The organism is Hymenobacter sp. CRA2, from assembly GCF_002007105.1.
Lineage (GTDB): Bacteria > Bacteroidota > Bacteroidia > Cytophagales > Hymenobacteraceae > Solirubrum.
In genome coordinates this window covers 29,003-42,501 of the sequence record NZ_MVBC01000007.1, presented here as the reverse complement: position 1 = coordinate 42,501, position 13,499 = coordinate 29,003, and the positions used below count along the sequence as shown (strand labels likewise).

General features: G+C 64.1%; 11 protein-coding genes. 7 read left to right on the top strand and 4 right to left on the bottom strand.

Translation table 11 applies throughout. From position 1 onward, the window contains the following. The first annotated feature begins 95 nt into the window (after positions 1 to 95). Positions 96 to 1,820, top strand: coding sequence for a DUF262 domain-containing protein (locus B0919_RS12310; RefSeq protein WP_176133023.1), 1,725 nt, complete (start codon positions 96 to 98; stop codon positions 1,818 to 1,820). Between the two features lie 81 nt (positions 1,821 to 1,901). Here B0919_RS12310 and B0919_RS12305 read toward each other — a convergent pair whose 3' ends face one another. Beyond that, the gene (locus B0919_RS12305; RefSeq protein ID WP_254846566.1) at positions 1,902 to 2,807 is read right to left on the bottom strand and encodes a hypothetical protein; all 906 of its coding nucleotides are present in this window, start codon (positions 2,805 to 2,807) and stop codon (positions 1,902 to 1,904) included. Between the two features lie 125 nt (positions 2,808 to 2,932). Further along, positions 2,933 to 4,090, bottom strand: coding sequence for a CaiB/BaiF CoA transferase family protein (locus tag B0919_RS12300; RefSeq protein WP_254846565.1), 1,158 nt, complete (start codon positions 4,088 to 4,090; stop codon positions 2,933 to 2,935). Between the two features lie 181 nt (positions 4,091 to 4,271). Here B0919_RS12300 and B0919_RS12295 point away from each other — a divergent pair, with 181 nt between their 5' ends. Beyond that, entirely contained in the window at positions 4,272 to 5,327 is a 1,056-nt protein-coding gene (locus B0919_RS12295) for a Gfo/Idh/MocA family oxidoreductase (RefSeq protein WP_078012779.1), read from the top strand. 68 nt (positions 5,328 to 5,395) lie between these two features. Here the strand turns inward: B0919_RS12295 and B0919_RS25250 are convergent, their stop codons facing one another. Together B0919_RS25250 and B0919_RS12285 are read right to left on the bottom strand one after the other, a co-directional pair. Beyond that, positions 5,396 to 5,704 carry a hypothetical protein gene (locus B0919_RS25250; RefSeq protein WP_078012561.1) on the bottom strand — a complete coding sequence of 103 codons (309 nt, stop codon included), beginning with the start codon at positions 5,702 to 5,704 and terminating at the stop codon, positions 5,396 to 5,398. Between the two features lie 247 nt (positions 5,705 to 5,951). Then, entirely contained in the window at positions 5,952 to 6,611 is a 660-nt protein-coding gene (locus B0919_RS12285; protein WP_078012560.1) for an NAD-dependent epimerase/dehydratase family protein, read from the bottom strand. A gap of 263 nt (positions 6,612 to 6,874) precedes the next feature. Between B0919_RS12285 and B0919_RS12280 the strand changes: the two genes are divergently transcribed. The 5 genes from B0919_RS12280 (at position 6,875) to B0919_RS12260 (ending at position 13,100) form a co-directional block, all read left to right on the top strand. After that, positions 6,875 to 8,446 carry a DEAD/DEAH box helicase gene (locus B0919_RS12280; protein ID WP_317043894.1) on the top strand — a complete coding sequence of 524 codons (1,572 nt, stop codon included), beginning with the start codon at positions 6,875 to 6,877 and terminating at the stop codon, positions 8,444 to 8,446. A 204-nt stretch (positions 8,447 to 8,650) separates the two neighbouring features. Continuing rightward, positions 8,651 to 9,214 (top strand): biliverdin-producing heme oxygenase, encoded by a 564-nt coding sequence (locus B0919_RS12275; RefSeq protein ID WP_078012559.1) that lies wholly within the window; start codon positions 8,651 to 8,653, stop codon positions 9,212 to 9,214. After that, positions 9,196 to 11,511, top strand: a complete 2,316-nt coding sequence (locus B0919_RS12270) for an ATP-binding protein (protein ID WP_176133021.1) — start codon at positions 9,196 to 9,198, stop codon at positions 11,509 to 11,511. The genes B0919_RS12275 and B0919_RS12270 overlap by 19 nt, the downstream gene beginning before the upstream one ends. Next, on the top strand, positions 11,512 to 11,958 hold the full coding sequence (locus B0919_RS12265) for a response regulator (RefSeq protein ID WP_078012557.1): 447 nt from the start codon (positions 11,512 to 11,514) through the stop codon (positions 11,956 to 11,958). Positions 11,959 to 11,972: 14 nt separating this feature from the next. Then, complete coding sequence (locus B0919_RS12260; RefSeq protein ID WP_078012556.1) at positions 11,973 to 13,100, top strand: hybrid sensor histidine kinase/response regulator; 1,128 nt, start codon at positions 11,973 to 11,975, stop codon at positions 13,098 to 13,100. Positions 13,101 to 13,499: the final 399 nt, after the last annotated feature.

Below are 13,499 nucleotides of genomic sequence, written 5' to 3'. Positions count from 1 at the left end.
CGCGGCACGCAGCTGGTCGGTTACCTTTGAAGTAATATCCGCTAATTGTCCACGGTGTTATGCACGAACAGACGGTAACTAATAGCCTTTTTGCTATGATTTTCGCCGGCAACGTCCGGTACGAAATTCCTTTCTTTCAGCGGGGCTACGCCTGGGAACAGGAGCAGTGGGACCAGCTGCTCTTCGACCTGGAAGAAAACGTGCTGGATGCGGATGCTACCCAGCACCGCCCCGAGCACTTCTTCGGGCCGGTGGTGCTGCTGCGCAAAACCCTCACGGCGCACCCCGACCTCCGCGAGTACTTGGTTATCGACGGGCAGCAGCGCATCACCACGGTGTACCTGCTGCTGCTGGTGCTGGAGCAACTGCTGCGCCCGCACGCTTCCGATGCGGAAGCCGCGGCCGTGCGCCAGGAGCTGGAGCCTTTGCTGGCCAACGAGCTGCCCGGCACTACCGATTCTTACCTGCAGCTCAAGGTATTCAGCACCAAGGGCGACCGGCTGCCGACGTATCGCATCCTGACCGGGCAAAACCCCAAGAGCCCGCACCTGGCCTCCGACCTGCGCCTCTACGACGAGAATACCAACGGCATCACGGCGCTGGCGCACTACCTGCAGCAGCGCCTGGCCGGGGAACCCGCAGCCTACCTCACCCAGCTGGCCCGGGCCGTGCTGCACGGCCTGAAAGTAGTCTGGATTCCGCTGGACGAAACGCGCGACAATCCGCAGTCCATCTTCGAAAGCCTGAACAACCGCGGCCGCCCACTGACGGCCGCTGAGCTGCTGTGCAACTACCTGTTTCGGGCGCTGCCGGCCACGGCCGAAGCCGATGCGGCCCGGCGCATCGAGGAGCTGCACAACGAGCAGTGGCTGCTGGCCCAGCAGCGCATGGGCTCGGCTGAGTCCTTTGAGGAATACCTGCGCTGCCTGCTCTCCATGGACGAGCCGCAGCTGCTAGAAACGGGCCGGCCGCTGTACACCCACTTCAAGCGCCGCTACCGCCAGCTCGATATCGGCACCGTGGAGCACTTGCTACACCAGTTGCGCGACGGCGTGAGCTCGTACCTGTACCTGCGCTTTCCGCACCGCTACAGCATTGGCGACGCGGGCATCCGGCAGGCGCTGCAGCACCTGGCCGCCGTGCTTACGCCCGCTGTGCAGCCGTTTTTGCTGGCCCTGCTACAGGCCTGGAAAACCCAGCGCGTATCGACTGAGCACACGCAACATCTTCTGGAAGCTACCTATGGCATTCTGGCCCGGCGGCGCCTGGCACGCCTACCGGAGCAGGCTTACGCCGCTTTCTTCCCGAGCTTGCTCACTCGCCTGCTCACGGCCGACGACCTGGTGGACGCGTTTAGGCAGGCCGTGCGGCGCGCCGGGCTGCTCGTGCCCGATGCTCTGCTGACCTCGGCCCTGACCGAGCAACCGTTGTACCAGCCGCATGAAGAGCCGTTTGTGCGCCACGTGCTCACCCACCTCGACGGCGCGCTGCAGCCCCTCGACCAGCAGCCCAACTACGAGCAGCTGACCGTGGTAGAGCATGTGCTGCCGCCCGAAGCGCCGGCCGGCTTCGATACCCGCCCGCCCGTGTGGTACGACAAGCTCGGCAACCTGGCCCTGAATACGGCCGACGCCTTCGCGCTGTTCGGCCACCAGTCGCCGGCCGAAAAGGCCCAGCAGTACCGCCACCCCGCCAGCGCCCTGCTGCGGCAGGCCCTGGCTGAACGCCGCTGGGACGAAACCACCGTCGACGCCCGCACCCGCGAGCTGGCCCAACGTGTGGCTCAGCTCTGGCCCTGCCCCATCGCGGCGGCCAGCTAGCCGCAGCCCGTATGCCGAAGGCCCGGGTCAAGTCCATTTATGGACTTGACCCGGGCCTTCGGCGTGTATTGCAGAGCGGGTTTAGTACGCCAGACCGTCGTAGCCGCGGGGGTGCTGCTGCTCGTTGCGGAAGCTGAAGCCCACTTTGCTACCGCGGCTAACCTGCTGGTTTTCCACCTTTTGCTTAACGGTTATTTTCTGAATATCCTGAATCGAGGGAGCCATCAGGTCGTTGTTGACGGCCGCAATCATGGCGCTTTCCACGTACAGGCGCATCGCGTCGTTGTTGACGACGTTGTGCTCCATGTCGTTGTCGGGCATGTCCAGCTGCTTGGCGCCCTCGATGTAGTAGTGGTTATCGATGTTGATCAGCAACCGCCCCACGAGGTAGCCCGGGTCGTTCATGCGCTGGTACTTGATGCTGTCGGCCATGAAGTTGTAGGCCATGATGTGCCCAAAGAAGCGGCGCCGAAAGTCCTCGCTCACGTAGCGCGAGCCGAACAGCGGAAACTCGTCGGGGAAAGTGATGATGTTGGAGTGCATCACGAACACCAGCAGGTCGCCGGAGAAGCGGATATGGAACTCCAGCTCGTTGACGGGCCGGTACTCGATGGCCACGCTGGCGTCGACGGGCGAGATGCGGCGCGTCAGCTCCAGCACCAGCTCCTGCGTCACGGTGCGCAGGCAGTCGAAGGCGGCCTGGGTATTGCGGAAGATGGCCTGCTTGGCGGTTGATTTCTGCCGCAGGCCTTCAAAGATGATATTGAGCTTATCCTCTACTTCCTCGGGCTCGGTTTCGGCTGCGGCGGCTGGAGCCGCCGCTTTTTCGGCCGCAGGTGCCGCCTGGGCCTTAGGGGCGGCTTTCTTGCGGCTCCGGCTGGCAGGCTTGGCTTCCTGCGCGGGGGCCACGGTCAGTTTCTTGTCGAGCTCGGCGGAGTTGTCGTTGAATTCGGCGGACGGAGTCGGGTGGTTCGTTTCCTCGGGCATAGGTGAGCAGGCAGAGCCTTTTGGGTCAGGAGAAGAACAGGCGCGGCGCCGACCTCGTCGGCGCGGCCATGACCTAATGCTACGAATCTTTGCGCCGGCCGGATGGTTTTTTCGACTGATTGCCCTTATGCGTCGCCCAACGTGGCCGCGTGGTCACCCAGCGTCGGCGGCGCGCCCAAGGCTTCGGCCACAGGCCAATCGGGGCTGCGAAAGGCCACCGTGCGCAGCCCCTGATGCGGAAAAGCCGGCGTAGGCGGCAGCAGCATGGCCGCAGCGGCGGGCTGGCGCAGGGCCTCCCCTACCGTGCGCACTGCCCCGGCCGGCACGCCCCGGCGCTCCAGGGCCGCCAGCAGCGCGGCCCCGCTCACCTCACCGATGCGCGCGGCCAGCAGCAGTTCCAGCTCCAGCCGGTGCTGCACGCGGGCGCCGTTGGCGGCGAAGCGCGCGTCGGTGGCCCACTCTGGGCGCTCTAGCGAGGCGCACAGGTCCTGAAACTGCCGGTCGGAGCCCACGGCCAGAATCAGGCGTACGCCGTCGGCGCCCTGGTACACGGTGCCGTAGGGCACGATGCTGGGATGGGCCGAGCCCAGCGGCTGCGGGTCGTGGCCGGTGACGAGGTAGGTGCTGCCCTGGTTGGCTAGCGAGGCCAGCCCGGCTTCCCACAGCGACACCTGCACCAGCGTACCCTGCCCTGTCCGCTCGCGGCGGTAGAGCGCCGTCAGCAGGCCTTCCTTGAGCTGGTGGGCGGCCAGCAGGTCCATCAGCGCCACGGGCATCTTGAGCGGAGGCTGGCCGGGTTCCCCGTTCAGGTGCATGAAGCCGGCCTCGGCCTGCACCACGGCGTCGTAGCCGGCGCGGGGCTCCTGCGGTCCGTAACCGGTAATCTGCCCGTAGATCAGGCGCGGGTTCTGCTGGCGCAGCGTGGCGTAATCGACTTGCAGCTTCTCGGCGTCGCCGGGCTTGTAGCTGGCCAGCACGATGTCGGCCTGCGCGGCCAGCCGGTGCACGGTGGCGAGGCCCACGGCCGTGCGCAAATCCACCACTACGGACTGCTTGCCCCAGTTGGCGCAGGCGAAATACGCCGACACGTCGGTGCCCGCCGGCTCGGCGGCGGTTTTCCAGCTGCGCGTCACGTCACCCGCGGGCGGCTCTATTTTGATGACCTCAGCGCCGAGTTCGGCCAGAAACTGCCCGACCTGCGGGCCGGCCAGCACGGCGGCCAGCTCCAGCACGCGCAGGCCGGCCAGGGGCAGTTCAGAGGAGGAAGCAGGATTATTTGGCAAGGCGAAGCTTCTACTGATTGGGTGCGAATGTAGCGCCGCGCGGCTCACGTGCCCGGCTTGAAGAGCAGACCCGCTGCTGTTCTTTGCCTGGCGCATGGGCGCGGTGGCGGCGAAAATCCATCGGCCCGCCGCCCGGGCCCGTGCCGCGACGCGCTTAGGCTTCTTCGCGTACCTTGCCGCCATGACCAACGCCATCCAAACCGGCCTGCTCGCCTACGGTATGTCGGGCCAGCTCTTTCAGGCGCCCTTCGTGGCGGCGCACCCGGGCTTCGCGCTCCGCGCCGTGGTGGAGCGCAGCCGCAAGCAGGCGCAGCAGCGCTACCCCGACGTCATCAGCTACGACGCGGTGGAAGAGTTGCTGGCCGACGAGGCCATCGAACTGGTCGTCGTCAACACCCCCAACGACTCGCACGTGCAACTGGCCCGGCAGGCCCTGCAGGCCGGCAAGCACGTGCTGCTGGAAAAGCCCGTGGCCACCACCATGGCCGAAGTGGCCGAGCTGTGGCAGCTGGCCCGCGCCATGAACCGGCAGATCTTCGCCTACCAGAACCGCCGCTGGGACTCCGATTTTCAGTCGGTGCAGCAGGTGGTGGCGAGCGGGCAGCTCGGGCAGCTGGTGGAAGTCACCTTCCGCTTCGACCGCTACAAGCTGCCGCTGCACCACAAGCTGTTCAAGGAGCAGCCCGAAACGGCCGGCAGCGGCCTGCTCTTCGACCTCGGCCCGCACATTCTTGATCAGGCCCTGAGCCTGTTTGGCCAGCCCCACCGCACGCGCGCCACCCTGGGCCGCTACCGGCCCGGCTCGCAGGTTACTGACTACTTTCAACTGCAGCTCTTCTACCCCGGCGGGCCGCTCGTGACGCTGGTATCGGGCCTGGTGATTCCGCAGCCCCTGCCCTCCTACGTGCTCCACGGCACACAGGGCAGCTACCTCAAAGCCCGCGCCGACGTGCAGGAAACCCAGCTCGATCAGGGCCTCTCGCCCCTGGACCCGAGCTACGGCCTCGAACCCGGTGAATTAGCCGGACAGCTCACCTTGGTCGACTCCGAGGGGCAGAAAACGGTAACTCCCGTGCCCGCTCCCAAGGGCGACTACCTGCAGCTGTTCGAAGCGGTGTACCAGGCCCTGCGCCACGGCGCGCCCTACCCCATCACGGAAGAACATCTGCTCTGGCAACTGCGCGTGATGACCCAGCCCGACGAGCGGTGGGAAATCGGCCACCAGAGCGGCGCCTAACCGAACATTTCCAACAGCAAAACGCCCTGGCCTTTCGGTCAGGGCGTTTTGCTGTCGGGGCAGAAAGCTTAGCGGCGGTAGCCGTCGTGCCGGCCGTGGTCGTCGTGGCGGTCATTGTGGTGCTGGGCTGAGTAGCGGGCCCGCTCGGCGGCGCGCTGCTGCTCGGCGCGGCGTTGGGCCTCCAGTCGGCGCTGGCGCTCCAGTTCCAGCTTGCGCTGGGCAGCTTCGCGGCGGGCGCGTTCGGCCTCCATTTTCCGGTCGTAGCGGATGGCTTCCTTCCGGTCTTTGTAGGGGTTCGAAGCCGGCGCCGCGGCGTACGAAGCGGTGGTGGCCAACAGGCCGAGGGCGGCAGCAAACGAAAGCAGGGAGGTTTTCATGGCAAACGAGATGTTACGGGTGAAGAGCTGTTTGCAACCTGGTAATCAGCGTTTCGGACTAATCCCAGGCGCTTGTCTCCCCATTTGCAAGCCCTGTGCCGCTCCCCACGTTGGCAGTGCTCTATCCCTCGAATCGGCGCCAAATGGGCCTGAATCGTCGCCCATCCTCCGCGTTTTATCTACCAATTGGGCACGGCATGAGCAGCGGCGTCAAGCTTGCTGCGTGTGCTTGGGGTCAAGCCTTAACTCAGCGCGCCTGCGCCGCTTGCACAATATCCTTCACCTCCAGCACGGGCTTGGCGTAGCCGCGCCGGGTCACGTTGATCATGGCCTGGCCCAATTCGGTCAGGGTAGAAACCCAGCCGGGCGTGAAGCGGCGCAGCACCGGGTACAGCCACGCTATGTATTTGTACATGGGCAGCACGTTTTGCTGACCCGGAGTAGCCTTCAGAAAGCCCGGCCGGAACATGTACGCCGCGCGGAACGGCAGCCGCAGCAGCTCGTTTTCGGTGCGGCCCTTCACCCGGGCCCACATCTGCCGGCCCTTTTCTGAGCTGTCGGTGCCCGCGCCGGAGACGTAGCAAAACGTCATGTGCGGATTCAGCCGGGCCAGCGTGCGGGCAAAGCCCAGGGTGAGGTCGTAGGTCAGGCGGGTGTACTCCGGCTCCTTCATGCCCACCGACGACACGCCCAGGCAGAAAAAGCAAGCGTCGTAGCCGCGCAGCTCCCGCTCGACGGGCGTGGGGTCTGCGAAGTCGGCGAGCAGTACTTCGTGCAATTTGGGGTGCTGCCGGCCGGTGGGCTTGCGCGTTACTACCAGTACCTGCTCGATGCTGGCGTCCTGCAGGCATTCGAGCAGCACGGCTTCGCCCACCATGCCGGTGGCGCCGGTTATCATCACGTTCATGGAGAAGGGCTGAGGTTGGTTGCCTTGCTAAGTCGACTTGGCCCGGTGAATACTTTGCCGCCGAGGCAAAAATCGGCTATTAGCAAGCTCATCAGGGCGCCGATGAGCTTCTAATTCCACAATATCAGCAGCTTGCTATACCCCGTGCGAACCATACCCCGCCGGCTCCTGTTGATTTCGCGTATCTTTAGCCAGAATACGCTGCTGTTTGCTGACCAGGAACCCAAAGGTCAGCCATCTTTCCAACCCATTTTGCTGAACCCTTGACGTTCGACGATTTCCAACTGCACCCCGACGTAGCCGACGGGGTACACGGCATGGGCTACACCAAGCCCTCCCCCATTCAGGAGCAGGCCATTCCGGCCGCCCTCGCCGGCAAAGACCTCATTGCCTGCGCCCAGACCGGCACCGGCAAAACCGCCGCCTACCTTCTTCCGGTCCTCGATTTCATCGCCTACGAGCGACCAGCCCACACCACGGCCCTTATCCTCTGCCCCACGCGCGAGCTGGCCAAGCAGATCGACGAGCAGGTGGAAGGCTTCGGCTACCACGTGGGCGCCAGCAGCATTGCCATCTACGGCGGTGGCAAGAGCGAAAACTGGGAGCAGCAGAAGCGCGCCCTCACGCAGGGCGCCGATATCATCATTGCCACGCCGGGCCGCCTGATTGCGCACATGCAATTGGGCTACGTGAAGCTCGACCAGCTCGACTTCCTCATTCTCGACGAGGCTGACAAAATGCTGGACATGGGCTTCTCGGACGACATTATCCAGATTGTCAACCATCTGCCCACCAAGCGCCAGACCCTGCTCTTCTCGGCCACCATGCCGAACAAGATACGCGAGTTTTCGAAGAAGATTCTGCACGAGCCGGAGGAAATCCGCCTGGCCGTGTCGAAGCCGGCCGAAAACATCAACCAGCAGATGTACATGGTGTACGACACCATGAAGCTGGCTTTGCTGGAGCACCTCATCGGCGAGCTGGACGTGCAGAGCATGATTCTGTTTACCTCGCGCAAGATGAACGTGGGCCCCATCGAGCGAGCCTTGCGCAAAAAGGGCCTGAACGTGCGCGGCATCACTTCCGACCGCACCCAGGAGGAGCGCGAGCAGGTAATGCGCGACTTCAAAAACAAGCAGTTCCAGATCCTGGTAGCCACCGACGTGATGTCGCGTGGCATCGACGTGAGTGAACTATCGCACGTGGTGAACTTCGACCTGCCCCGCGACGCGGAAGACTACGTGCACCGCATCGGCCGCACGGCCCGCGCCGGCACCTCCGGCATGGCCATTACATTCGTTTCGGACCACGACCAGGATGCGGTGGTGAAGATCGAGAAGCTCATCGAGCGGGAGCTGGAAAAGAAGCCCACGCCCGAGGAAATCGGCCCCTCGCCCGAATTCGACCCGAAGAAATACCGCGGCCGCGGTGCCAGCGGGCCCGGCGGCCGGGGCGGTAAGTCCTCGCCCTTTGGCGGTGGCGGCCGCAGCGGCAGCCGCCCGGAGCGCCCCGCATCCAGCGCCCCCAAACCGGCCATAGCCGTGGCCGAAGGAGCCGAGGCACCCGCCGTAGCAGGCGAAACCGACGAGCAGAAGAAGCGCCGCAAAAAGCGCCGCCGCGGGCCGAAGCCCGAAGGCGCTACCAGCGGCGGCATCGAGGCCACGGCATCGACCACAACTGAGAGCCCCGCTGGCGAAGCAGCCCCGAGCGTCGATGGCAGCACCGACGAAGCCGCCAAGCGCCGGCGCAAGCGCGGCGGCCGCAACCGCAGTGGCCGCGGCCCCAAGCCCGAAGGCAGCAGCGTAGCCGCTGAAGCTACCGCCACCAGCGAATAACAATCGCTCAACCGCAGTTCCTGCACAAAGCCCGGCCGCTAGCGGCCGGGCTTTTTTCGTAGTCTTACGGCCGAACCCCGCTTACTTATTCGGTAGTTGTGCATTTCTAATACCACCCGCTGCACATTAAGGGGTTGTTGGCTGCGGCCCGGTATCCTTCGCTCGCTTGCTTTATCTTTACCCTTCGTACCTGTCGCGCCACCTATGCCGATTGCCCTCGAACGCCCCGCCATTCTGCAACGCCTGCGCCGCGACACGCACCCGTATCATGAGGCGCTGGAGCAGAACGACTTCAATCAGGAGCTGACTGCGGGCACGGTTTCGCGGGCTGCTACCGAGCATTTTCTGGGCAAGCTCTACGGCTTTTTACTGCCCTACGAAGCCCAGCTGCGCCAGCACGCTTTGGCCCCGGCGTGGCAGGCTAGCGAGCGGCAACGCGCCCAGCTGATTCGTGCCGATGTGCCGACCGCCGAAGCGCTGCCGGTATGCTCCGACATGCCTCCGCTCGGCACCCGCGCGCAGCTGCTGGGCGCCATGTACGTGCTGGAGGGCTCTACGCTGGGCGGGCAGGTGATTACGCGCCAGCTGGCCAAAGCCGGTATCGACGCGCGCCACTACTTCACGGGCTACGCCGAGCGCACCGGCCCGATGTGGAAGTCTTTTTGCCAGCTGCTAGCCGACGAAGCCACTACCGACAACGAAGCGGAAATCGTGCACTCCGCCATCCTGACCTTTCAAAAGCTACACGCGTGGATCGAGCAACGGTAGTGTACTCCGACGAGAGCCTGATCAATGCGCCCGTCACTCTCACCAACTGCGACCGGGAGCCTATCCATATCCCCGGCTTGGTGCAGCCGCACGGCTTTTTGCTGTGCTTCGACGAGCAGACGCAGCGTGTAGCGCACGCGAGTGCCAACACGCAAAGTTTTCTGGGCAAGGAAGCCCAGGAGCTGATCGGAGCCAGCCTGGAAGAGGTACTGGGCCCACCCACGGCCGCTGCCGTAGCGCAGCGCTGGGCCTCGCTCACCGAAAACAACAAGCTGCTGATCACCCCGCTCGCCGCGGCGCCGGGCCACCCGCTCTACCAGCTCATTATGCACCGCTCCGACGGGCTGCTGTGGCTGGAGTGTGAGCCCGTGCCCCACGAGGGTACGCACGCCCTGGATCTGCCTTCGCTCAACGCCGCGCTGGGGCAACTGCTCAGCGCCACCAGCCTGCAGGACTTCTGCCAGTTCACCGTCGACCAGATCCGCGAAATCAGCGGCTACGACCGGGTGCTGATGTACCGTTTCGCTGCGGACGCCAGCGGCGAGGTGGTGGCCGAAGCCAAGCGCGACGACCTGGAGCCCTTCTTCGGCCTGCATTACCCGGCCACCGACATTCCGCAGCAGGCGCGGGCCATGTACCTGAAAAGCTGGCTGCGCTTTATCCCCGACGTGGATTACGTGCCGGTGCCGCTGGTGCCCGCGGTGCACCCGGCCAAGCAGCGCCCGCCCGACATGACCTACTCGGTGCTGCGCAGCGTGTCGCCGATTCACCTGCAGTACCTGCGCAATATGGGCGTGGCCGGCACCCTCACCGTCTCGCTCATCCTCGATGGGCAGCTGTGGGGCCTGATTACCTGCCACCACCTCACGCCGCGGCTGCTGAGCTACGAGCTGCGCGAGCTGTGCGTGTTCATCGGCAAGACGTTTTCGGCCCTGCTCAAAACCAAGCTGCAGCAGGAAGACTACGCCTACCAGCTGCACATCCGCGAAACGCAGGTGCGGCTATTTGAGCAAGTGGCCCGCCACAGCAACTTCATGGATGGCCTCTACCAGCGCAAGCCCACGGTGCTCGACGTGTTCGACTGCGGCGGGGTGGCCATCTGCTTCGAGGGAAACATCGTGACGCTGGGCACCACGCCCAGTAAGCCGCAGATTCAGGAGCTGACCAACTGGCTGCGCACCAACGTGGCCGACAACCTGTTCTACACCGATTCCTACGTGCGGCACAACCCCGCCGGCATTGCCATCCGCGGCGTGGCCAGCGGCATCCTGGCCATTTCCCTGGCCCAGGAGCCCGGCGACTACCTCATCTGGTTCCGCCCCGAGCTGATTCAGACCGTAACCTGGGCCGGACGCGAACAGAAAGTAGAGTCGGTGGAAAACGGCGTGCTGCACCTCTCGCCGCGCAAGTCCTTTGAGGCCTGGAAGCAGACGGTGGACAGCACCTCGGCCCCGTGGCGGCCCATGGAGCTGGAGGCGGCCGAAGAAATTCGCCTGCACCTCTCCGACGTGCGCCTGAAAATCTACAACGAACTGCAGGCCCGCGCCGCCTCGCTGAGCCGGCTGAACTCGGAGCTGGAGCGCAGCAACGACGAGCTGGACTCCTTCGCCTACGTGGCCTCCCACGACCTGAAGGAGCCCCTGCGCGGCATTCATAACTACTCCATCTTCCTGCTGGAAGATTACGCCGACAAGCTCGACGCCGACGGCACGCAGAAGCTGCAAACCCTCGTGCGCCTCAGCCAGCGCATGGAGGCGCTCATCGAGTCCTTGCTGCAGCTCTCACGCGTGGGCCGGCAGGAGCTGGTGGTAACGGAAGCGCCCCTACGGGAGGTGCTGGACGAAGTACTGGAAATTCTGCAGCCACGCTTCGAGCAACTGAATGTGCACGTGACGGTGCACGACACGCTGCCCACGTTCCGCTTCGACCAGGTGCGCATGCGCGAGGTGTTCAACAACCTGCTTACCAACGCGCTAAAATACAACGACAAGCCCGTTCGGCTCGTAACGGTAGGCATGGCGCCGCCCACCGTGCGCGGCCCGCGCGGCACCGGCGACCCGGCCAGTTACTACGTGTTCTACGTACAGGACAACGGCATTGGCATCGACCCGCGGCACCACGAAGCGGTGTTCAAAATCTTCAAACGCCTGCACGCGCAGGACAAGTACGGCGGCGGCACCGGGGCGGGCTTGTCCATTGCCCGCAAAATGGTGGAACGACACGACGGGGAACTGTGGTTAGAGTCGCAGCCGGGCGCCGGCACCACTTTTTTCTTCTCTCTTTCAAAGTACCTCTGAGTGATACCCTCCGTTCACAAACCTATCCTTGTCGTGGAAGACAGCGTGGAAGATTTCACGGCACTGGGCCGCGCCTTCCGCAAGCAGGCGCTGCCCAACCCGCTGCTGCGCTGCGAAGACGGTGACCAGGCCTTGGAGTACCTGCAGGGTTACGGCAAGCACGCGGGCTGGCCGAAGGAATTGCCGGCTTTCGTGCTGCTCGATCTGAACCTGCCCGGCACCGACGGGCGCACCGTGCTCGGCATCCTGAAAAAGGATCCGCAGCTACAGTCGATTCCGGTGATTATTTTCAGCACCTCCACCAACTCGCGCGACATCGAGGAGTGCTACCGGCTCGGGGCCAACAGCTACCTGACCAAGCCCATCGAATACTCCGTACTGGAGGAAAAAACCCAACTGCTGGTACGCTACTGGCTCAACACCGCCGAACTTCCTCCTCTTAGCTAGGCCTCGTTTTCCGCGTGAAGAAGATCTTACTCGTTGACGATAACGAGCACGACCGGATGCTCTACAAGCGCTTCCTGCGCAAGCATGCCGACTATCAGCCCTTCGAAATATTTGAAGCCTCCTCCGGCGAGGAGGGCTTCGCCCTGTTTCGGCAGCACCGCCCCGACTGCGTGCTGCTGGACTACAACCTGCTCGACACCGACGGCCTGGAAGTGCTGGATGGCCTCAAGCAACTGGCCCCACCCGATACCCTGTGCGCGGTGATGATAACCGGGGGCGGCAGCGAAACGCTGGCCGTGCGGGCCCTCAACAACGGCGCCCTGGACTACCTGGTCAAGCAGCAGTTCGACCACGAACTGCTGTACAAGACGGTGATGCACGCCATCGAGAAAAATGAGTGGCGCCAGCGCGTGGCCCAGCATCACCAGCAGCTACAGGCCGTTAATCAGCAACTGGCCCGCACCAACGCCGACCTAGACAACTTCGTGTACGCCGCCTCGCACGATTTGCGCCAGCCCGTGAACAACCTGCGCGGCCTCTTCGACGAGTTGCGCCGCGTAGCCACCTTCAACGACCCCGAGGAAGCGCAACTGCTGCACCTCGTGGATGAGTCGCTAGAGGACTTGTCTACCACCATCACCGATCTGGCGGCCGTGGTGCAGGTAGCGCGCCGTCCCGGTGAGCAGACCACCGAGCCTGTGGCCCTGGCCGACCTCACAGCGGACGTGCTGCAAACCCTGCGCCCGCAGATTCAGGAAGTTGATGCCACCATCAACACCGACTTCACGGCTCTGCCGGAGCTGGAATACGTGCGCAGCAACCTGCGCACAATTCTGCTCAACCTGCTCAGCAACGCCGTCAAGTACCGCCACCCCGACCGCTCCCCGTGCATCTGCGTACGCACGTACCCCGCGGGCGAGCAGCCGGTACTGGAGGTGAAAGACAATGGTCTGGGCATGAACCTCGAGCGTCACGGCAGCGAGCTGTTTCAGCTGTTTCGCCGCTTTCACCCGCACGCGGGCGAAGGCACCGGTGTGGGGCTATTCCTGGTGAACCGCCTGGTGCAGCCACATGGCGGCCGCGTGGAGGTGGAAAGCAAGGAAGGCCGGGGCACCACGTTCCGGGTGCTGCTGCGGGGGTAACCGACTTAACGGCGTCTGTCGCTCATCTTTTCTGCCGTTCCGATCATCCCCCCTCCTACATGTGCCTGACGCGAGCACGCCCAACGGCGATGCAGCCGTGCGACGGTGGCGCAACCAGGTATCTGCATTATCTACGATGCGCAGAAGTTGGACGAGCTCCCAGACTGGATTATCAAGACCGTGTTGCTGGGCAATGCGCCGTACGACACCAAGGCCAAGTTTGAACCCCAGGAGGAAAACAGCGTGGGTGAATACTGGACATGCTTCCCAGCGAAAGAGCCATTGCCGTGTATATGTTGCACGAAGTCCGCTACCAACTGCTGGGCGAATAGGGCTAGCCAGGTAGCATCACCGTAGCTACTAGGCCCGAAGTAGCGGTAGACGAAGCCTTTGAGAAGT

What these genes read in the sequence shown, in the direction of transcription:
- B0919_RS12310 (WP_176133023.1), top strand. Translation starts at nt 96, where the DNA reads ATGATTTTCGCCGGCAACGTCCGGTACGAAATTCCTTTCTTTCAGCGG.
- B0919_RS12305 (WP_254846566.1), bottom strand. Translation starts at nt 2,807, where the DNA reads ATGCCCGAGGAAACGAACCACCCGACTCCGTCCGCCGAATTCAACGAC.
- B0919_RS12295 (WP_078012779.1), top strand. Translation starts at nt 4,272, where the DNA reads ATGACCAACGCCATCCAAACCGGCCTGCTCGCCTACGGTATGTCGGGC.
- B0919_RS25250 (WP_078012561.1), bottom strand. Translation starts at nt 5,704, where the DNA reads ATGAAAACCTCCCTGCTTTCGTTTGCTGCCGCCCTCGGCCTGTTGGCC.
- B0919_RS12285 (WP_078012560.1), bottom strand. Translation starts at nt 6,611, where the DNA reads ATGAACGTGATGATAACCGGCGCCACCGGCATGGTGGGCGAAGCCGTG.
- B0919_RS12275 (WP_078012559.1), top strand. Translation starts at nt 8,651, where the DNA reads ATGCCGATTGCCCTCGAACGCCCCGCCATTCTGCAACGCCTGCGCCGC.